Consider the following 20,088-nt stretch of genomic DNA (forward strand, 5'->3'; position numbering starts at 1 on the left):
GTTTTGGCTGGCCGGGGGGTGACCTGGTAGCCTGATTCATCGCGCTAGGTGACGCGCCGTCGTGCCATGCGCTCAAGGAACCCAACCCGAGCTATAAGACGAGGCTGTCGCGTGGCGAACATCAAGTCCCAGATCAAGCGCAACCGGCAGAACGAGAAGCGCCGCCTGCGCAACAAGTCGGTCAAGTCGTCGCTGAAGACGGCCATCCGCAAGTTCCACGAGGCGACCGCCGCCGGCGACAACGAGACCGCCAAGGCGCTGCTGGAAAACGCTTCCCGCAAGCTGGACAAGGCCGCCAGCAAGGGCGTGATCCACAAGAACCAGGCCGCCAACCGCAAGTCGGCCATCACCAAGAAGCTGCACAGCCTCACCTCCGCCTGACCGGAGCCAAGGCACCGACGCAGCACCGCGAAAAGCGCCGCCCACACCCTGTGGAGCGGCGCTTTTGCCATGCCCACTCCCCGCCTCCACCACCACGCCGCACCCGACCCCAGCAGCGGCCCGACCCCTCCAGCCGACGCCCCGCACGATGGCCCACCGCCCCGGTCAACCGCCCAGAACCCCGCACCGGCCCGCCATAGGTCCAGAGCCACCCACAGCTAGTGCCGTGTCCACCGATGTTGGCCGGATCGGCACTGACGTCGGCCCCGGTCAGGCAGCCGCGCAAAGCCGGCCCAGTTTGGTGGACACCGCACAGACGCGTCCGGCGACCCCCATGAGCCAAACCGGGGCGACCGCTTTCCGCCGCACTGCACGAGGCCCCGGACTGGCCTGGCGCAGTCGAGAGACACCATCGCCAGCCGCATTCGGCGGCCGGGCAGCCGATTCCCGCGAACCCGGCACCCCGCGCAGCCCACATGGCCCGCGGCCGACCCGCTTTACGGGGTCCACCGGCACGCTTCACCAATACGACATATCGCCTGACAGGGCATAAGTCCGATATGTCGAGCAAGCGAAGCGCCCGACATATCGCGCGCAACAAAGTGGCCTTGGAGGGCCCGAAAGCCTTCCAAGGCCACACCACCGACCCTCAGGGCCGGATAAATCGGAACTATCGGTTGCCGACCGGCCCACAATCAAGCCGGCAGAGCAAAGTCGATCAGGCGAACCGCCCCTGGTTCACGCCCCCTGCCCGCTGCCGGGCCAGTTCGTCGTCGGAGCGCCAGCCGCGATCGGCGTGCCGGCCGGTCGGGAAGTGGCCCGACGTGAAGTTGTCGGCGTCCTCGGAGCGGCGCCGACCCGGGGGCGGCGGCTGCTGCCGGGCGTGACGGCCGCCGGACTCCCGGTTCAGCGCACGCCCATCGCGCCCGTCGCTGCCGTCGTCGTGGCGGGCGGCGTCGCCGTGCGGGTGGTCTTCGTCACCGCGCCGGTGTTCGCCAGTGGTCCGGGAGTCGCCCCGCCAGCCGTACGGGTCATCGTTGCGAACATCGCCCGTCCGGTACGCCTCTCCCCGCGCCGCCAGATCGCGAGCCGCCTCTTCCCGGCTCACCTCACCATAGGCCGAACCATAGGCCGAGCCGGCGCCCGACCCGTAGGCCGAGCCGGTGCCTGAGCCGTATGTCGAGCCGGCAGCCGAACCCGTGGCCGAGTTGTAAGCCGACCCGCTTCCCGAACCAGTGACTGAACCGGCGGCTGAACCGGTGGTTGAGCCCGCGGCCGAGTCCGGCCCGGTGTAGTCGGAGACGTAGTCGGGAGCGCCGGGCTCCCACTCGCCGTAGGTGCCCCAGGTGCTGCGCGAACCGTACGGCGACCGAGCCCGCCAGGCCGCCTGGTCGGCGAATCCGGTTTCGTCGTCCCAGTCCTGCGCGTTCTGCTGCGCCGGCGCGTACTGCCCATACCCATACGAATCCGCCGAGCCCCCCGCCCCGGAAGCGTGCTGCCCCCCGCGCCCCCCGCGACCGTGCTGCACGACTGGCTCCTGCTCGACCCAGGCCGCCCGGTCACCCCAGACGGTCTCGTCACCCCAGTTCGCCTGCCCGTTGCCGCTGACCGAGGAGCTCCAAGCGGCCCGGTCGCCCCAGCCGGCCCCGGTGTCGGTCGACCAGTCCTCCTGCGCGTCGTTGCCCACCGCGTGCGCAGGCTCCACCGCGGCGGTCGTCGTGGCCCACGGGTCCTGCACCGCCCGCTCGCTCCACCCCGACGGGTGCAGGGGCCGCGACCGCTGGAACCCGTGCGAGTCGGTATCGGTCCACTCGTCACCGGTCACCGCGTGCGCCTCGGCGTACGCGCCGCTCACGTACGTCGAACCGGCACCATGCGCACCGGCACCGTGCGAACCGGCGGTGTCGTCCACAGCCGCATGGGCACCGGACGCCGCATACGCACCCGAGTCCGCATCCGCGGCAGCGGGCAACGGAGCCGGATCGCCGGTGGCCCCGTCCGAACCGGTGCCGGGTGAGATCCCGTACCCGGCGTCGACCACCTCTCGCGGCCCCTCGTCAGCCGAGTGCCGCGACCCGCCCCCGACCCCGCCGTCCTTGGGCGGCAGGGAGATCTTGATGACGCCGACCTTCTTGCGCTGCGCGGGCGGCTCAATGGTCCGGGTCCGAGTAGCCCCGGTCCCAGTCCCGGTTCCGGTCCCAGAACCGGCCCCAGTCGCAGGTGCAGAGCCGGACCCGGAGCCCGTCCCCGCGCCCACGGCCGGCCCGGCGTCAGCCCCGGAGCCGGTCACCGCTCCGGTACGCGCACCGCCCGCAGCCGCCGATCGAGCGGCCCGCCCCGCGCGGGCGATCTCGGCCCGATCGAGCGAAGTCGTGGTACGCCGGGCAACCGAGGGCGTGTCGTCGGTCCGGTCATCCAAGTCCACCCGGCCGGATGACGCTCGTTCGGATGAACCCCGCTCCGCCGCCCGCGCCATGGCCCGGGCCCGGCGGGACCCGCCGATGACCATGTCGTTGACCTTTACCATGATCGCCACGACGGTCGGCAGGACGGGGACCGCCCACCAGCTGACGAGTTCGGCCAAGGCCAGGAGCACCCCGACGGCGATCATGCACTCGAACAGCAGGAAACTCACGAACCCGCCCACGTGCAGGTGCCGTAGGCGCAGCGCCCGCACGTAAAGCGGCGCCTGTTGCGCAAACCCGTTGCTCGTCGTCATCGTCCTATTCCTCCACCGCGCGCAGCGACCACTGCGAACACCGCCCGCTCGAGGGCATAGCCGCGGTCATCAGATCCACCCTTCACGGCCGCGTTGCACTCTGCGGCCGCTCGCATGGCATCAACGAGCGCCTCGGCCGTCCAGCCACGGGCTTGGCGCTGCGCGCGTTCGACCTTCCACGGAGGCATTCCCAAACTGGAGGCGAGTTGATATGCGTTGCCCTTGCCGGCGGCGGCCACTCTGGCGACGGTCCGGACCCCGTCGGCGATGGCGTCGGCGATCGGGACGGGATCGACGCCGATGTGGATCGCCCACCGCAGCGCCTCCAGCGCGGCCGCCGTGTCGCCCACCATGACGGCGTCGGCGACAGTGAAGCCGGACACCTCGGCCTTGCCGGTGTAGTACTGCGCGACGGTCTTCGTGTCGATCCGCCCGCCGGTGTCGGCGACGAGCTGCGAGCAGGCGGCGACGATCTCGCGCAGCTCGTTGCCGACCGCCGCCAGCAGCGCCTCGGCCGCGTCCTCGGCGATCTTGCCGCCCTGGCGCCGGATCTCGTTGCGCACGAAGTCGACCCGCTCACGGTGCTTGGTGATCTTCACCGCCGGCACGACGTCGGCCCCGCCCGCCTTGAGCCCGTCGGCGAGCGCCTTGCCCTTGGCCCCGCCGGCGTGGGTGACGACGAGCACGACGTCGTCCTCGGGCTGCTTGGCGTAGCCGAGGAGGGCCGCCGAGACGTCCTTCTTCACGTCCTGCCCGTCGAGCACGACGATGACCCGCCGCCCCCCGAACAGGGAAGGGCTCAGCATCTCGGCCAGCTCCCCCGCGACCAGCTCCCCGCCGGCCCGCTGCCGCACCTCCGTGTCGGGCTCCTCGGCCCGGGCGGCGGCGATGGTCTCGGCAACGGCACGGGAGACGAGAAGCTCTTCGTCCCCGATCACCAGGCGAAGGTGCGGCAGATTCGACACGCAGGCCATCGTGTCACGCTCCCCGGGCCGCGACCGCGAGCCGACCGTCCCCGTCGCGCACGACGGCCAGGTCCCCCGACCGGTCGGTCCGCATCACCCGGGCCCCGCCCCGCGCGAGCCGGTCCAGCACTGCCGGGTTCGGATGCCCATAGGTGTTCCCCGCCCCCACGCTGACAAGCGCAATCCTCGGCCGTACCGCATCCAGGAACGCCCCCTCCTGATACGCCGAACCGTGATGGGCGACCTTCAGCACGTCCGCGCGCAGCAGCCCGGGCGCGCCCATCAGGCTGAGCTGCTCCTCGTTCTCGGCGTCGCCGGTGAGCAGCACCCGGAGCCCGCCGGTGGTGACGGCCAGCACCAGCGAGTTGTTGTTGGGGTCGGAGTTGGTGCCGGTAACCGTCCGCACCGGCCCCAGCACGTCGATCCGCACGCCGCCGACGGTCAGCGACGGCCCCGCGACCAGCGCCAGCCCCCGCCGCAGCACGGCCGCCCGGGCCCCCGCCGGCTCGGCGAAGGCCGGTGCGAGCAGCCCGCCGACGGCCCGCCCGCGCAGCACCCCCTCCAGCCCGCCGACGTGGTCCACGTGAAAGTGGCTGATGACCAGCAGCGGGACCCGCTCCACGCCCAGCCGCCGCAGGCACCCGTCGACGGCGTCCGGCTCCGGCCCGGCGTCGACGACCACCGCCGCGCCCGGCCCGGCCGCCACCGCGAGAGCGTCGCCCTGCCCGACGTCACAGGCGACGAGCAGCCAGCCCGGCGGCGGCCAGCCGGGGGCCAGCAGCCGGACCGGCACCGCCCCGAGCACGGCCGCGACCGCCACCACCAGCACCCAGCGCCGCACGACCGGCCACCGGAACCCGATCAGCAGCCCGGCCACCAGCCCACCGAGCAGCAGCCCGCCCACCACGCCGCCGGGCCACGGCAGCAGTCCGGCCGGCACCTCGGCCCCGCGATGGGCGACGAGCACGAGCCAGCGCGCCGGCCACGACGCCATCCACGCCGCGAACGCCGCCGCGGACGGCAGGAGCGGCGACAGCACCGCCGAGACGAGCCCGGCGACGGTGGCCGGCGCGACGGCCGGCGCGGCCAGCAGGTTGGCCGGCACCGTGGTGAGGCTGACGCTCGCCGAGATGGCGGCGATGACCGGCGCGCAGGCGGCCTGCGCGGCCGCCGGCACGGCCAGGGCCTCGGCCGCGAACCGGGGCCACCCCCGCTCCTGCAGCGCCGCCGTCCACCGGGGCGCGATAAGCACCAGCCCGGCGGTGGCCAGCACCGACAGCGCGAACCCGGCGTCGACGGCGAGCGCGGGGTCGGCGACGACGAGCCCCAGCACCCCCGCGGCCAGCGAGGGCACCACCGCCCGCGGCCGTCCGAGGGCCAGCGCCACCAGCGCCAGCCCGCCCATGGCCGCGGCCCGCAGCACGCTCGGCGAGGGCCGCACCAGCACGACGAACCCGACGAGCGCCACCACGCAGACGATCGCCGCCACCCGCGGCCCGGCCCGGCACCACCGCACGGCCGCCAGCACCAGCCCGACCAGGATCGCCAGGTTGGCACCGGATACCGCCGTCAAGTGCGTGAGCCCGGTGGTCCGGAAGTCGTCGGCGAGCGCCGGATCGAGCCGGCTGGTGTCGCCGACCACCAGCCCCGGCAGCAGTCCGCCCGGCTCGGCCGGCAGCCCCTGGCAGGCCCGCTGGAGCCCGGCCCGCAGTACTCCGGCCGCCCGCTGGACCCACGGCGCCGCCCCGATCAGCCGCGGCCCGGAGCCGACCGACAGCAGCGCCGCCTGCAGGTCGCCGCCCCCGGCGGGCGACAGCCGGGCCGTGGCCTCGGCCACCTGCCCCGGCAGCAGGCCGAGCCACCCCCGGTCGCCGGCCAGCACCAGCACCCGCGCCGAGAGCGTCACCCGCCGCCCGTCCTCGAGCCCGATCCAGTCCAGCCGGGCCGGCACCACCACAGTCGCGTCCCGCCCGGCGTGGGGCCGCCCGAGCCGCGGGTCATCGGCGATCCGCAGGCCGGCCTCGACGGTGGCGTGCCGGGCGGCCAGGGAGCGCAGCGGCTCGGCGTCGCGCTCGCCGATCCGGGCGGCGGTGGCGGCCGACCCGCACGCCACCCCGGCGGCCACCGCGACGACGACCCACCGGGCCGGGCCGCCGAGCCGGGCCACCGTCACCAGCAGCGCGCCGCCGGCCAGGGCCCAGCCGCCCCAGGCGGGCAGGAACAGCGACCCGATCGCCGCGAGCCAGCACCCCAGCGCCGCCCCGGCCAGCCGAAGGTCCGCGCTCATACCGTCACGCGGTCCTTGAGCTGCTTGAACTTGGCCTCGCCGATGCCCTCGACCTGCCGCAGGTCGGTGACCGCCCGGAAGCCGCCGTGCGCGTCGCGGTAGTCCAGGATCCGCTGCGCCAGCACCTCACCGATCCCCGGCAGCGTCTGCAGCTCCGCGGGCGAGGCGGTATTGATATTGACGAGTCCACCGGCGGTCGGCCCGGCCCCGCCCGGCGCGAGCGGTGCGACAGGCGGCGGCGTGACCCCGACGGCGATCATCTCCCCGTCGACGACCTTGCGCGCCAGGTTGAGCCCGCCCAGATCCACCCCGGCGGCGACTCCACCGGCCGCCTCGATCGCATCCGCCACCCGCGACCCCGCGGGCAGCCGCACCAGCCCCGGCCGGTTGACCTTGCCGATCACCGACACGATCAGCACGGCCGGCGAGGGCGACACACCCGGGTCGGCGGGCGCGGACGCCGCGCCGAGCGCGGGCGCCGAGGTCACGTGGGGCCGCGAGAACCAGTACACCGCGGCCGCGGCGACGACCACGACCACCGCCACGACCAGCAGCACCCGCGCGCCGGGCCGCTGCGGGTCGAAGGCGGTCCAGGGTCTTCGCCGCTCCTCGGGCGCCTTGTCCCATGGATAGTTGTCATCGCCGCCGGGCAGCTCGGTCCCCCGCGGCCCCGCGTCTTCGTCGTCCTCGGATCGCCACATGGCAGCAGGCTAGGCCGGACCCCGCCCGCCCCGCTCGACCCCTGTGGATAACTCCGGGCCCCTGTGGAAAACCCTGTGGACGACTACACGCGGTGGACGACGACCGCGACCATCCCCGGGCCCACGTGCGCTCCGACGACCGCGCCGACCTCGGTCAGGTAGGCGCCCCGAAGCCGCTCCCCGAGCCGCTCCTTGAGCGTCGTGAGCAGGGCGTCCGCCCGATCCGGGGCGACCAGGTGGTGGACCGCGACGTCGACGTCGGAGTCGCCGGCCGACTCGACGGCGATGTCCACCAGCCGCGCGAGGGCCCGGCTCGCGGTGCGCACCTTCTCCCGCACCACCACCCCCTGCTCGGAGGCGTTGAGGATCGGCTTGACCGAGAGCGCCGTGCCCACCAGCGCGGCCGCCGCCCCGATCCGCCCGCCGCGGCGCAGGAACTCCAGGGTGTCGACGTAGAACAGCGTGGTGGTCCGGGCGGCCGCGTCCTCGGCCGCCGCCTTCACCGCCGGCAGGTCGGCTCCGGCCGCTGCCGCATCCGCCGCCGCGAGCGCCGGGAAGCCCAGCCCCATCCCGGTCGACTGGGTGTCGATGACCTCGACCTTCCCGTCGAACTCGGCCGCGGCCAGGCACGCCGCCTCATAGGTGCCGGAGAGCTTGGCCGAGAGGTGCACGGAGAGGATCCCGGACGCCCCGGCGTCGAGCAGCTCACGGTAGACGGCCGAAAACGCGGAAGGTGCGGGCCGCGACGTCGTCACGGCCACCCGGCGGGCGTTGAGGGCCTCGGCCACTGTCGCCGAGTCCACGTCGACGGTCTCCAGGCCGGGCACGCCGTTGACGACCACGGCCAGCGGTACGACGGTCAGGCGCCCACCGGCGGCGGTGGCGGGCAGCGGCGGCAGGCACGCGGTCGAGTCGGTGACCACGGCAACAGAAGAGCGGGCCATGACGGGCACGGTAGCCGGTCAGTTCTCCACTTTGGTAACCCTGAACGGCGTCCCCTGCTGACAGGTGGTCATCAGGTCGGGCTCGGGCCGCCCGTGGACGGTCACCGTCGCTCCGGTCTTCAGGGCCGTCTTGTCCCCGCCGACCAGCAGATACGTCTGCGAGTCGGTGGCCAGCAGCACGCAGCCGGGCTCGACGCCCTCCTTCACGGTGCCGCGCACGGCCAGCTCGGGCTGCACCGATCCGGCTCCGAGCGAGGGCCGCACCGTGGGCACAACGACCGACGGCGACGGCGCCCCGGACGAGGCCACGACGGGCGGCGGCCCGGTGACCGGCTCCGCGGTCGAGCCGCACCCGGCGAGCCCGCCAACGACGAGCCCGCCTCCGACGATCAGCGCTACAAGCCTCATGACACCTTCGACGCTAGACCGCTCCGATCGGTTCCGACCGGAGATCAGGGGAGGTTGTGCCCTTCCAGCATCCAGCCGCGCACCGGATGGCTGTGCAGCACGGTGCGGTGGCAGTTGTGCAGCGCCTCGAACGAGGAGGCATACGTCAGCGGCAGCCCGAGCAGCGCCACGGCGGCCATGCGGGCCGCCGCCCCGTGCGTCGCCGCCACGACGACGGCGTCGGGCCCGGCCGCGTCCACGGCTTCCAGGAGGCCGGCCACCATCCGCTTGGCCACGGCGTCGACCTCCTCGACCCCGGCCGCCTGGACCTCCTCGCCCGACCGCCACCGGGCGAACGCCTCCGGCCAGCGGGAGCCGGCGGCCGGATGGTCGAGCCCCTCCCACTCTCCGAAGCCGCGCTCGCGCAGCCGCGTGTCGTAGGTGGGGGTCAGCCCGGTCAGGGCAGTCAGCGCGGCCGCCGTCGCGGAGGCCCGCCGCAGGTCACTGGAGACGAGCACGGTCGGCTGCATGGCGGCCAGCCGCGGCGCACTCTCCTCCGCCTGCGCGAGGCCGACAGCGGACAGGGGTACGTCGGTCTGCCCCTGAATCCGCCGGGTCGCGTTCCACTCCGTCTGGCCGTGCCGCCACAGAACCAGCAGGGTCATGCCGTCGCGGGAAGGTCGCGATCCACGAACTCGATCTGCGGGCAGTCCTTCCACAGCCGGTCAAGCGCGTAGAACTCGCGCTCCTCGGTGTGCTGCACGTGCACCACGATGTCGACGTAGTCCAGCAGCACCCACCGCCCTCCGCGCTCACCCTCGCGGCGGACCGGCTTCGCCTTCTCCGGCAGCTGCGTGAGCCGCTCCTCGATCGAGTCCACGATCGAGAGGACCTGGCGCTCGTTCGGCGCCGAGGCGAGCAGGAACGCATCGGTGATGACCAGCTGGTCGGCCACGTCGAGGATCACGATGTCCTCGGCCTTCTTGTCGGCGGCCGCCTGCGCGGCGGCGAGCGCCAGCTCCAGGGCACGCTCAGTGGCGGGCACCGCTCTCCCTTCGTCGAACGATCCCGGGCAACTCCCGGGCTACTCCCCAAGCCTAGAGCGCAGGTACGACATTTTGCTTCTCAGATGTTGTCGACTTTTCGGTACAAACTGCGCTTTGCGATGTACTGGACCACCCCGTCCGGCACCAGATACCAGACCGGCTTGCCCTCCTCGACCCGCCGGCGGCAGTCGGTGGAGGAGATCGCCATGGCCGGGACCTGCACCAGGCTGACCCGGTCGGCCGGCAGGTGCTCGGCGCTCAGGTCGAAGCCGGGCCGCGTCACGCCCACGAAGTGCGCGAGCTCGAACAGGTCCGCCGCGTCCTTCCACGAGAGGATCTTGCCCAGCGCGTCGGCGCCGGTGATGAAGAACAGTTCGGCCTCCGGACCGTACGCGGCCCGCAGGTCCCGCAGCGTGTCCACGGTGTACGTCGTGCCGCCGCGGTCGATGTCCACCCGGCTGACCTGGAAGCGCGGGTTGGAGGCGGTGGCGATGACCGTCATGAGGTACCGGTCCTCGGCCGGGCTCACCGCACTCCCGCTCTTCTGCCACGGCTCCCCGGTCGGGACGAACACCACCTGGTCGAGCCCGAACCGGTCGGCCACCTCGCTCGCCGCCACGAGGTGCCCGTGGTGGATCGGGTCGAAGGTGCCGCCCATGATGCCAACACGCATCACCGCATCGTAATGATCAGCAAGCGGAACCGGCGAAGTGCGAAGCATCACCCGGAAGGGGTGGCCGGGGCTCGCCCGGCCCCACGGACACGGTCCGTAAGCGGTACGGTGACGCCCATGACGATGTCCCACCCCAAAGGTGACTTCGACAGCGCCCGCGCCGTGTGGCGCTCGGCCCCCGGTGAGAGCCACGGCAGCCGGGTCGAGGTGGCGTTCGTCGACGACCTCATCGGGCTGCGCAACGGCGCCGACCCGGAGAGCCCCGTCCTGGTCTTCACCCAGGACGAGTGGGACGCGTTCGTGGCGGGCGCCAAGGACGGCGAGTTCGACGTCTGAGGGGCGCCCACCACAACGGCTCCCGGGCGACGGCTCTACAACAGCGACCGCAGCGGCGTCATCCGCTCCAGCCGCGGGGCCAGCGCGCGCACCCGCAGCGTGAGCGCGACCGCCTCGAGCGTCGCCTCCTCGTCGACGCCGGGCGCGACGCCCGCGCCCGCCGGCAGCCGGTCCACGACCTCGGACCAGTCGTAGACGGGCCGGCGCGGATGCGGCCCGACAGGCGCCGGCAGGTCCCAGCCCCGCACCGCCGCCACCGAGCGGTCGCACCGCTCGGCGATGGTCTCGACGGTGACCAGGGAGTCGTCGGCCAGCACGGCCGCGATCCCGAGCCCGGCCGCGTCCAGGTCACGCACCCCGGACACCACCGCGTCGATGAGCGTCGGCGCCGGCCGGTCGAACGCCACCCAGGCCACCCACCCGGTCGGCCCGGACGGCAGCGAGGGCACGACCGGCAGGTCCCCGCCGGCCGGCATCACCTCCACGCACAGGTCGTCGGCCCACCCGAACAGCTCGTCCGCGGCCGGGTCCGGCAACGCCCCGGCGACGAGCATCCGAAACTGCCGCAGGCGCATCACGGCCGCCGCCCGCACGCCCGGTGCCGATGGGTGAACGCGTCGATCCGCCGCGCCACCCGCTGCGCCGCCGGGCCCCGCGGCACCGCCGCGGGCACGCCCAGCCACGCCCGGCAGCCCGGGCATTCCAGCCGCAACCAGGCTCTGTCCTCAGTGAACTCCATGATTCCTCCCCCGTCCTCACCATCCCCGCACCCCCACCAGCGAACACCACAAAACGCCCCTTGGGAGGGGCCAGCGGCGCCCTTGACAAACTCCCCCCGCTGCTATCATCGATCCCATGCCGTCGCGCACCGCCCGATCGAACAGCTGGCGCGCCCCATAGGGGCGGCCTGACTTCGCGCGCATCGCGACAACCCCAGACAGACACCAGGGCCGCCCGGAATCCGGGCGGCTTCGGCATTGCATCCTCGGCGTCTCGTCCCAGGAATCCCGCCCGGACCGGCGGCCCTCCACCAGGAGGGAACGAACCCATGCCCACCCGTCGCATCTCCGGCTTCAAGCCGACCGGCCCGCTGCAGCTCGGCAACTACCTGGGCGCGATCCGCCCGACGGTCCAGGGCCAGGGCGAGGAGACGGTCGTCTTCGTCGCCGACCTGCACGCCCTGACCGTCCCGCACGACCCCGAGCGCCTGCGCGACCTCACCCGCCAGGTCGCCGGCCTCCTGCTCGCGGCGGGCGTCGACCCGGACCGCACAGTCCTCTACCGCCAGTCGGACCTGCCCGCCCACGCCGAACTGCACTACCTCCTCGAATGCTCGGCGAGCTACGGAGAGGTACACCGGATGATTCAGTTCAAAGAAAAAGGCGGCGGCAGCGGTACCCGTCTGAGCCTGCTGACCTACCCCGTCCTGATGGCCGCGGACATCCTGCTGCACGACATCACCGATGTGCCGGTCGGCCGCGACCAGCGGCAGCACGTCGAGCTCACCCGCGACCTGGCGCTGCGCTTCAACGAGCGGCACGGCCCCGTCTTCACCGTCCCGCGGGCCGTGCACCCGCAGGTCGCGGCCCGGGTCGCCGACCTGGCCGACCCGGCGGCGAAGATGGGCAAGACCAACGCGGCGACGAACGGCGTGCTGTTCCTGCTCGACCCGCCCGACGTCCTGCGCCGCAAGATCATGCGTGCGGTCACCGACGCCGGCACCGATGTCGTCTACGACCCGGCGGGCAAGCCGGGTGTGTCGAACCTGCTCGACCTCCTGGCCACCTGCACCGCGCGGGACCCCGCCCGGATCGCCGCCGACTACACCGGCTACGGCCGGCTGAAATCCGACGTGGCCGACGCCGTGATCGCCCTGCTCGAGCCCATCCAGCAGCGCTATGACGACCTCGGCGACGCCGACATCGAACACGTGCTCGCCCGCGGCGCCGAGCGGGCCGCCGACCGCGCCGATGCCACGGTGCGGCGGGTCCGCGCGGCGATGGGCCTGGCCGGTCGGGCCGCTACCAGCGCACGGCCCGCTCCCGCAGGTAGCCCAGGGAAGCCGCCGACGGCGCCGGCTCCACGCTGAAGCGCGAGGGCCGGTAGTCGACCTCCTCGATCAGCAGGTCGGCCTCGACGAGCAGCGCCCAGGGCACGTGGAACACCTTCTCGCCCGGCACGGACACGCCCACCAGATCCACGGCGGGCAGCAGCGCCGGCGTCCCGACCGTCCACTGGGCGGACGTGAACGCCGACCCGTCCGGCCGGGCGGCGAGGGTGGCCTCGACCAGCCGCGGCTGCCCCGGCGCCTGCTGATGGCCCAGGGTGCGCCGCTGGTGCTCGGCCACGTCCACGGCGAGCCGCCGGGCCGCCCGGGACGCCGCCGGGTAGGCCGGATGGCCGCGATCGGGCAGGAACGGCACCACCCGCCCGTCGTCGTCGGTCGTATAGGCCATCGGCGACAGCGGCCGCGGCGTGCGGGCGTATTCGTCGGCCGCGAGCTCGTAGAGCTGCTCGACCAGGCGCGGCTCGTCGGTGCACACGAGCAGCATCAGCGTGCTCGGCAGGAACGCGACGGCCCGCCCGCCGACCTGCTCGTCGAGCTCGGCCAGCCAGCCCTCCAGCAGCACCCAGGAGACCAACTGCTCGCCGCCGTAGTCGGGCACGTGCAGGACGGACGGACCGAAGAAGCCGGCCGAGGCGGGCAGCTCGGCCCGCGCGAGCGTGCGATGGTGGGCGGCCGCGAAGATCTCCTCCGGGCTCACGCGCCACCGGGCCGGGCTGTCGATGTCCAGCGGGACGTCGCCGACGAGCACCACCTCGTCGAGGTGCGGCAGCGCGGGCCGGCGCAGCGTCCGGGTCCCCCGGGCCGCGTGCCGCAGGGCGAGGCGCAACTCGGGTAGCGCCTCGGCGAACGTCGCCGGCTGGACGGGCGGGGCGAGGCTGTGCGCCACGAACTCCCGCACGAACTGTTTCCGGTCTCCGTGGCTGCGCTGATACTGCGAGAAGGCCTTCGACAGGAAGAGTGTGCTGTACGCGTCCTGGCCGCATTCGCACACGATGGCGAACTGCGTCGGGCGGAATTCGGCGTCGGTGAACCCGATTCTGCGCAGCTCGGCCAGCACTTGGTCGGCGAAGCGCTCCCGCGGAGAACGGGCCGGTCGGGTCAACCGCTCGAGGATCCCCACCGATCGAACAGTAGCCTCAGGCGAGCTCGGACGCGATGGCCTCGGGAGCAATCACGAGTTTTTCGTAGCACAGGCTGAGCGGGCTGTGTACGTACGGCCCATACGGCGGAATCGGTCGGTAACCGGCCGATTCGTACAATCGGATCGACTCCGGCTGCCGGGCGCCGGTCTCGAGTCGGATGAACAGGTAGTGCGAGCCCGCGGCCAGGTCCTCCAGCGCGGCCAGCATCCGCCGGGCCAGGCCGTTGCCCCGGTACGCCGGCCGCACGTACATCCGCTTGATCTCGACCGTCTGGTCGTCGAGGGGCTGGATGGCGGCGCAGCCCGCCCCGACCCCGTCGACCGTCGCCAGCACGAACTTGGCGTTCGGGTCGAGCGGGAACGTCCGGGCCTCGGCGTCGCCGTAGCGGTACGCGGCCTCGTCGGCCGAGAGGGACACGAGCTCGGCGACGGCCGTGTCGGGTGCGGCCCGGCGCACCACGCGCACGTCCCGCCCGGGGTCGTCGAAGCGCTTCTCGAAGCAGCGGCTGGCCTCGTACTTCACGTAGCGCCCGAATCGCGGGATGGGCCGGTATCCGGCGCCCAGGAACAGCGAGATGGCCTCGGGCGCGGTGATCCCGGCCTCCAGGCGCAGCACCCGGTGGCCCCGGGACGCGGCGAGGTCCTCGAGCGCGGCCAGCATGCGCCGGCCGACGCCGCGGCCGCGGTACCGCGGGCGGACGTACAGGCGGGTCACCTCGGCCGAGTCGATGTCGAGCGCGAGGATGGCGCCGCAGGCCACGGCGTCGCCGCCGTCGACCGCGACCAGGTAGCGGGCGGCCGGGTCGACCGCGTACACGTGGCCCTCCCGGCCACCGTCCCGCGCCCGCAGCTCGACCTGCTGGTCGACGACGAGCGCGATCACCTCCGAGTCGCCCGACGGGCGTTGCTCGATCAACATGGAACGACGGTACGCACCCTCGATTTCCCCGATGTTTCTTTTACCAGGCAAATCGCGTTGCGGAGTGGATCAGAAATCGTCGTCCTGGACCGGGCCCGCGGAGGAAAGTTCCTCGTACGGCCGGCGGCGCGCGGCCCGCATGGCCTTGCGGTCGACCGCCCGGATGCGCTGGTTGGGGTCCTCGACGCGGTAGTCGGTGCCCCGGTTGCCGGGCACGTAGTCCTCCTCGCCGAACTGATTCGGCTGCCAGTCGAATTCGCGGACGCCAATGCGAACCGGGTCGCCCGGCTCCGCACCGGCCTTTTTGAGCGCGGATTCGACGCCGAGGCGGGCCAGGCGGTCGGCAAGATACCCGACGGCCTCGTCGTTGTCGAAGTTCGTCTGGCGGACCCAGCGCTCGGGCGAGCCGCCGCGGACCACGAACACGCCCTCGTCGTCGCGCTCGATGGTGAAGCCGGCGTCGTCCACGGCCACCGGCCGGATGACGATCCGGGTGCGCTCCGGCGTGGGCGCGGCCAGCCGGTGCTCCTTGACCAGCGCGGCCAGCGCGAACGTGAGCTCGCGCAGACCCTCGTGGGAGACGGCGCTGACGAGGTGCACGGTGAACCCGCGGGCCTCCAGCTCGGGCCGCATGATCTCGGCGAGGTCGCGCCCGTCGGGCACGTCGATCTTGTTCAGCACGACGATCCGCGGCCGGTCCTCCAGCCCGCCGTACGCGCTGAGCTCCGCCTCGATCGCGTCGATGTCCGACACCGGGTCGCGCTCGGTCTCCAGGGCCGCCGTGTCGACCACGTGCGCCAGGACCGCGGTGCGCTCGATGTGCCGGAGGAACTCCAGCCCGAGCCCCTTGCCGGTCGCCGCGCCCGGGATGAGCCCCGGCACGTCGGCCACCGTGAACGTCTCGTCACCGGCCTGCACGACCCCGAGGTTGGGCACGAGCGTGGTGAACGGGTAGTCGGCGATCTTGGGCCGGGCCGCCGAGATCGCCGCGATGAGCGACGACTTCCCGGCCGAGGGGAACCCGACGAGCCCGACGTCGGCGACGCTCTTGAGCTCGAGCACGACGTCGATCTCCTCGCCGGGCTCGCCGAGCTCGGCGAAGCCGGGAGCCTTGCGCTTGGTGTTGGCCAGCGACGCGTTCCCGCGCCCGCCGCGCCCGCCCCGGGCGAGCTCGAACCTGGTGCCGGCCCCGACGAGGTCGGCCAGGACCTCACCGTCGAGCGTCTGCACGACCGTCCCGTCCGGCACCCGCAGCTCCAGCGTCGCGCCGTTGGCCCCGTCGCGGTCGTTCCCCGCTCCCCCGGCGCCCTTGGGGGCCTTCTGGTGCGGGTGGAAGTGGAAGTCGAGCAGCGTGTGCACCCCGGGGTCGACGACGAGTGTCACACTGCCCCCGTGCCCGCCGTCGCCGCCGTCGGGCCCGCCGAACGGCTTGAACTTCTCCCGGTGGATGGACACACAACCGTGACCGCCGTCGCCGGCCTTCACGTGCAGCACGGCCCGGTCAACGAACGAGGTCACGGTCAACACCCTTCAAATACACGAAGCTATGACTCGGGCGCGCCGTGGGCGCGACCGTCGCTCCCGCAGACACCGGTCGGCGCCGGGGCGCCTCCCTGCCGGGTCCGCGGTGCATGCGGTCAGAACCAACGGGCCCTGACGGCCCTGAAACCAACGGGCCCCGGTGGGCCCGAAAAGCAGCAACGGCGGGTCGAGGGCCTTTATGCCCCCGCCCGCCGCGGGACTACCCAGTCCGGTTTCGATGACGCTTCGCGTGGTGCAAAACCGGACCGGGGCCCGAGTCACCCGGTCCCGTTTCGACGACGCTTCGCGAGGATCAAAACCGGACCGGGGACCGCAAAGCCGTGAATCAGCTCGCAGCCGCAACAGTGGCGGGCGTGATGCTGACCGTCTTGCGACCGCGCTTGGTGCCGAAGGTCACGTGACCCGGCGCCAGCGCGAACAGCGTGTCGTCGCCACCGCGGCCGACCAGGTCGCCCGGGTGGAACTTGGTGCCGCGCTGCCGGATGATGATCTCGCCGGCGTTCACGAGCTGACCGCCGAAACGCTTCACGCCGAGCCGCTGGGCGGCGGAGTCGCGCCCGTTCCGCGAGCTGGACGCACCCTTTTTGTGTGCCATCGCGCTTGCCCTACTTCCCGGTGGAGATGCCGGTGACCTTCACCTGGGTCAGCGGCTGGCGGTGACCCTGGCGCTTGTGGTAGCCGGTCTTGTTCTTGAACTTGTGGATCCGGATCTTCGGACCCTTGGTGTGTGCGACGACCTCAGCGGTCACCGCGGCGCCGGCAAGCTTGGCCGCGTCGGTGATGAGATCCTCGCCGTCGACAAGCAGCACAGCGGAGAGCGTCAGCGCATCGCCCGGCTCGCCCGCGAGCTTCTCGACCTCGATCACATCGCCCTCGGCGACCTTGTACTGCTTGCCGCCGGTCTTGACGATCGCGTACATGGGACGCGGACTCCTGTCGTAGCTCTGGCGGGCTGGTCGGTCGACACCGCGCACCCCAAAGCTAAACAGGCACGCGAAAGACCCCGCGCACGAAAGTGCGCTTTGAAGAGAGTACGCCACGCATGGCGTACTCCCCAAATCAGGGCCGGGTCCGGCGGCGAACGCCACCCCGGCGAGTGCGGCGGCGGGCTCCGTTGCCCGCGCCCTCCTCATCGTCGTCCTCGGCATTGTCAGGGTCGTCCTCGGAGGCGATGGGCGCGAAGCCCTCCTCCTCCGCGGCGTCCTGGGTGTCGTGGACAGCGGTCACGGCCTCGGCGGTCTCCTCCTCGGCGACCGCGGTGGCACCGCGGCGGCCCCGGCGGCGGCTGCGCGGCGCGGGTGCGTCGGCCTCCTCCACACCGCTGCTGACCCCCGGCGCGGACGTGGCCGAGGCGACCTTGGCCACGGCGTTGCTGTGGCCGCCACCGCCGTTGTGGCCGCCGTTGTGGCCGCCACCACCGTTGCCGCCGCCACCGCGCTTCTCCGGGATCGGCTCGGTGTGGATGATCAGGCCGCGGCCCTTGCAGACCTCACAGGTCTCGCTGAACGCCTCCAGCAGGCCCTGCCCGACCCGCTTGCGGGTCATCTGGACCAGGCCCAGGGAGGTGATCTCGGTGACCTGGTGCTTGGTCCGGTCCCGGCCCAGGCACTCGGTCAGCCGGCGCAGCACCAGCTCGCGGTTGGACTCCAGGACCATGTCGATGAAGTCGATGACGATGATGCCGCCGAGGTCACGCAGCCGCAGCTGGTGGACGATCTCCTCGGCCGCCTCGAGGTTGTTGCGGGTGACCGTCTCCTCGAGGTTGCCGCCGGCGCCGGTGTACTTGCCGGTGTTGACGTCCACGACGGTCATCGCCTCGGTGCGGTCGATGACCAGGCTGCCGCCGGAGGGCAGGAAGACCCGCCGGTCCAGGGCCTTGATCAGCTGCTCGTCGATGCGCAGGTCGGCGAAGACGTCGCCGGTGCCGGTGTAGCGGCGCACCCGGTCGACCAGGTCGGGCGAGACGTGCGACAGGTAGGGCTCGACCGACTCGTAGGCCTCGTTGCCCTGGATGACCAGCTCGCGGAAGTCCTCGTTGAACAGGTCGCGCACGACCCGCACGACGAGCTCGGGCTCCTCGTAGAGCGGGGCCGGCGCGCTGCTGCCGCGCGACTTCTCCTGGATGGCCTCCCACTGCGCCTGCAGCCGCGTGACGTCGCGCTCGAGGTCGTCCTCGGAGGCGCCCTCGGCCGCGGTGCGCACGATCACGCCGGCGCCGTCGGGCACGAGGTTCTTGAGCACGTCGCGCAGGCGCTTGCGCTCCACGTCGGAGAGCTTGCGGCTGATGCCCGAGGCGTTGCCGTGCGGCACGTAGACCAGGTGCCGGCCGGACAGCGCGATGTGGCTGGTGAGGCGGGCGCCCTTGGTGCCGATCGGGTCCTTGGTGACCTGCACGAGCACCGAGTCGCCGGACTTCAGCGCCTGCTCGATGGTGCGGGTGCGGCCCTCGAGCCCGGTGGCATCCCAGTTGACCTCACCGGCGTAGAGCACGGCGTTGCGGCCCCGGCCGATGTCGACGAACGCGGCCTCCATGCTGGGCAGCACGTTCTGGACACGGCCGAGGTACACGTTGCCGACCATCGAGCTCGACGACGCCCGGGTGACGTAGTGCTCGACGAGCACCTTGTCCTCGAGCACGGCGATCTGCGTGCGGTCGTTCTTCTGCCGGATGACCATCGTGCGGTCGACGGCCTCGCGGCGGGCCAGGAACTCGCTCTCGCTGAGGATCGGCGGGCGGGTGCGGCGCTGCTCGCGGCCGTCCCGGCGGCGCTGGCGCTTGGCCTCCAGCCGGGTCGAGCCGGAGACGCCCTGGACCTCGTCGCGGTCGCGGGTCACGGTCCGCGGCTCACGGATCTTGACGACCACGTGCGGATCGTCGCCGGCCTCGGTGTCGGTGGAGCCCTTGCGGCGGCGGCGGCGACGGCGGCGGGTCAGGCCCTCGCCGTCCTCCTCACCGTCCTCGTCGGCGGACGCCTCGGGCTCCTCGCCGTCGGCGGCTTCCTCGCCGTCGGCCTCGGCCGTCTCGTCGCCCTCGTCGAGCTCGTCCCCGGCGGTACCGCGGCCACGGCCACGGCCGCGGCGACCGCGGCGGCGCCGGCGGCGGGCATTGGCGTCGAGGCCGTCCTCGTCGTCATCGTCGTCATCGTCGGTCTCGGCCTCGTCGGTCTCGACGGGCGCCTCGACCACCTCGACCGGCGCCTCGGCCAGGACATCCTCGCTCGCGCCCCGGCCCCGGCGCCGCCGGCGTCCCCGGCTGACCGGCTCCTCCTCGGCGAAGTCCTCGTCCTCGGCGCGCTCGACGACCCGCTCGACGGCCCGTTCGACCCGGGCGACGGGCGCGGCCTGCTCGCTCGGCGGCATGAACAGCAGCTGGACGGGCGCGGCGCGGCGGCCCCGGCGGGCCGGCGGCTCCTCTTCCTCCACGACCAGGGGCTCGAGCTCCTCGGGCGTGTCCGAGTCCTCCTCGGCCTCCTCGGAGGCGAGCTCCTCGGCCAGGGGCTCCTCGTCGGGCTCCTCCGCGGCCGCGATGGGCAGCGGCTCGGGCTCCGGCTCCGGCTCGACGACCTTCGCCCGGCTGCGCCGGGCCCTGGTGGCCTTGACCGGCACGGGCGTCTCCTCGAGCGGAAGCGCCTGCTGCCCGGAATCGCCGGTTTCGGCGGCCTCGGCGGCCGGTGTCACCTTCCGCCGGCGGCGGGTGGTGGTAGGAGCCGGCTCCTCGGCCGGTGCTTCCACCGGGTCGACGGGCTCGGCGGCCGGCGCGTCGGCGGCGGCCTTGGTGGTCCGGCGGCGGGTGCGCCGCACAGGGGCAGTGGTCTCTTCAGCGTTGGCTGCAGCAGCCACCGGCTCTTCGCCGGTGGTCTCGCCGCTCGCCGACTCGTTGTCGAACATGCGGACGTTCTCCAGTTCTGGCGCTCCCGGGCGCGTAGCAACGCAGCCACACGGGGGCACCGCAATATATGTTGTGCCGTCGGAGGTATCC

Annotated in this window: 20 protein-coding genes; 3 read left to right on the top strand and 17 right to left on the bottom strand. The window is 73.0% G+C overall.

Features of this window, described 5'->3' with window-relative positions; genetic code table 11:
* Positions 1 to 111: 111 nt before the first annotated feature.
* Entirely contained in the window at positions 112 to 381 is a 270-nt protein-coding gene (rpsT, locus tag Dvina_RS47640) for a 30S ribosomal protein S20 (protein WP_223098387.1), read from the top strand.
* A gap of 718 nt (positions 382 to 1,099) precedes the next feature.
* On the opposite strand, the gene Dvina_RS47645 is transcribed toward rpsT, so the two are convergent.
* The 9 genes from Dvina_RS47645 to nadD all read right to left on the bottom strand — a co-directional run bounded on the left by Dvina_RS47645 (position 1,100) and on the right by nadD (position 10,088).
* The gene (locus Dvina_RS47645; RefSeq protein WP_223098389.1) at positions 1,100 to 3,100 is read right to left on the bottom strand and encodes a hypothetical protein; all 2,001 of its coding nucleotides are present in this window, start codon (positions 3,098 to 3,100) and stop codon (positions 1,100 to 1,102) included.
* Entirely contained in the window at positions 3,097 to 4,074 is a 978-nt protein-coding gene (gene holA / locus Dvina_RS47650; protein ID WP_223098391.1) for a DNA polymerase III subunit delta, read from the bottom strand. The genes Dvina_RS47645 and holA overlap by 4 nt, the downstream gene beginning before the upstream one ends.
* A 4-nt stretch (positions 4,075 to 4,078) precedes the next feature.
* The gene (locus Dvina_RS47655; protein WP_223098392.1) at positions 4,079 to 6,352 is read right to left on the bottom strand and encodes a ComEC/Rec2 family competence protein; all 2,274 of its coding nucleotides are present in this window, start codon (positions 6,350 to 6,352) and stop codon (positions 4,079 to 4,081) included.
* On the bottom strand, positions 6,349 to 7,053 hold the full coding sequence (locus Dvina_RS47660) for a ComEA family DNA-binding protein (RefSeq protein ID WP_223098394.1): 705 nt from the start codon (positions 7,051 to 7,053) through the stop codon (positions 6,349 to 6,351). Before Dvina_RS47660 ends, Dvina_RS47655 begins: the two co-directional genes overlap by 4 nt.
* Before the next feature lie 83 nt (positions 7,054 to 7,136).
* Positions 7,137 to 7,997 (bottom strand): DegV family protein, encoded by an 861-nt coding sequence (locus Dvina_RS47665; protein ID WP_223098395.1) that lies wholly within the window; start codon positions 7,995 to 7,997, stop codon positions 7,137 to 7,139.
* A gap of 18 nt (positions 7,998 to 8,015) precedes the next feature.
* On the bottom strand, positions 8,016 to 8,405 hold the full coding sequence (locus Dvina_RS47670) for a hypothetical protein (protein ID WP_223098397.1): 390 nt from the start codon (positions 8,403 to 8,405) through the stop codon (positions 8,016 to 8,018).
* 44 nt (positions 8,406 to 8,449) lie between these two features.
* Positions 8,450 to 9,049 carry a histidine phosphatase family protein gene (locus Dvina_RS47675; RefSeq protein WP_223098399.1) on the bottom strand — a complete coding sequence of 200 codons (600 nt, stop codon included), beginning with the start codon at positions 9,047 to 9,049 and terminating at the stop codon, positions 8,450 to 8,452.
* Positions 9,046 to 9,429 carry a ribosome silencing factor gene (gene rsfS, locus Dvina_RS47680; RefSeq protein WP_223098401.1) on the bottom strand — a complete coding sequence of 128 codons (384 nt, stop codon included), beginning with the start codon at positions 9,427 to 9,429 and terminating at the stop codon, positions 9,046 to 9,048. The genes Dvina_RS47675 and rsfS overlap by 4 nt, the downstream gene beginning before the upstream one ends.
* 80 nt (positions 9,430 to 9,509) lie before the next feature.
* Positions 9,510 to 10,088 carry a nicotinate-nucleotide adenylyltransferase gene (gene nadD, locus Dvina_RS47685; RefSeq protein ID WP_246656680.1) on the bottom strand — a complete coding sequence of 193 codons (579 nt, stop codon included), beginning with the start codon at positions 10,086 to 10,088 and terminating at the stop codon, positions 9,510 to 9,512.
* 138 nt (positions 10,089 to 10,226) lie between these two features.
* Here nadD and Dvina_RS47690 point away from each other — a divergent pair, with 138 nt between their 5' ends.
* Positions 10,227 to 10,439: a DUF397 domain-containing protein gene (locus tag Dvina_RS47690; protein WP_379993196.1), complete on the top strand. Its 213-nt coding sequence runs from the start codon at positions 10,227 to 10,229 to the stop codon at positions 10,437 to 10,439.
* Between the two features lie 35 nt (positions 10,440 to 10,474).
* On the opposite strand, the gene Dvina_RS47695 is transcribed toward Dvina_RS47690, so the two are convergent.
* Positions 10,475 to 11,017, bottom strand: coding sequence for a hypothetical protein (locus Dvina_RS47695; RefSeq protein WP_223098407.1), 543 nt, complete (start codon positions 11,015 to 11,017; stop codon positions 10,475 to 10,477).
* Entirely contained in the window at positions 11,014 to 11,178 is a 165-nt protein-coding gene (locus Dvina_RS47700; protein WP_223098408.1) for a hypothetical protein, read from the bottom strand. The genes Dvina_RS47695 and Dvina_RS47700 overlap by 4 nt, the downstream gene beginning before the upstream one ends.
* 309 nt (positions 11,179 to 11,487) lie before the next feature.
* On the opposite strand from Dvina_RS47700, the gene trpS reads away from it, so the two are divergent.
* Complete coding sequence (gene trpS, locus Dvina_RS47705) at positions 11,488 to 12,528, top strand: tryptophan--tRNA ligase (protein WP_223098409.1); 1,041 nt, start codon at positions 11,488 to 11,490, stop codon at positions 12,526 to 12,528.
* Here trpS and Dvina_RS47710 read toward each other — a convergent pair.
* The 6 genes from Dvina_RS47710 to Dvina_RS47735 form a co-directional block, all read right to left on the bottom strand.
* Positions 12,461 to 13,627, bottom strand: coding sequence for a hypothetical protein (locus tag Dvina_RS47710; RefSeq protein WP_223098410.1), 1,167 nt, complete (start codon positions 13,625 to 13,627; stop codon positions 12,461 to 12,463). The two genes, trpS and Dvina_RS47710, sit on opposite strands and share 68 nt — an antisense overlap.
* A gap of 16 nt (positions 13,628 to 13,643) precedes the next feature.
* Entirely contained in the window at positions 13,644 to 14,567 is a 924-nt protein-coding gene (locus Dvina_RS47715; protein WP_223098411.1) for a GNAT family N-acetyltransferase, read from the bottom strand.
* Positions 14,568 to 14,636: 69 nt separating this feature from the next.
* Positions 14,637 to 16,085, bottom strand: coding sequence for a GTPase ObgE (obgE, locus tag Dvina_RS47720; RefSeq protein ID WP_223098412.1), 1,449 nt, complete (start codon positions 16,083 to 16,085; stop codon positions 14,637 to 14,639).
* Between the two features lie 349 nt (positions 16,086 to 16,434).
* On the bottom strand, positions 16,435 to 16,704 hold the full coding sequence (gene rpmA, locus Dvina_RS47725; RefSeq protein WP_223098413.1) for a 50S ribosomal protein L27: 270 nt from the start codon (positions 16,702 to 16,704) through the stop codon (positions 16,435 to 16,437).
* Between the two features lie 10 nt (positions 16,705 to 16,714).
* Positions 16,715 to 17,029 carry a 50S ribosomal protein L21 gene (gene rplU, locus Dvina_RS47730; RefSeq protein WP_223098414.1) on the bottom strand — a complete coding sequence of 105 codons (315 nt, stop codon included), beginning with the start codon at positions 17,027 to 17,029 and terminating at the stop codon, positions 16,715 to 16,717.
* A 139-nt stretch (positions 17,030 to 17,168) separates the two neighbouring features.
* Positions 17,169 to 19,997 (bottom strand): Rne/Rng family ribonuclease, encoded by a 2,829-nt coding sequence (locus Dvina_RS47735; protein ID WP_223098415.1) that lies wholly within the window; start codon positions 19,995 to 19,997, stop codon positions 17,169 to 17,171.
* Between the last annotated feature and the right edge of the window lie 91 nt (positions 19,998 to 20,088).

Source organism: Dactylosporangium vinaceum (assembly GCF_019904175.1).
GTDB lineage: Bacteria > Actinomycetota > Actinomycetes > Mycobacteriales > Micromonosporaceae > Dactylosporangium > Dactylosporangium vinaceum.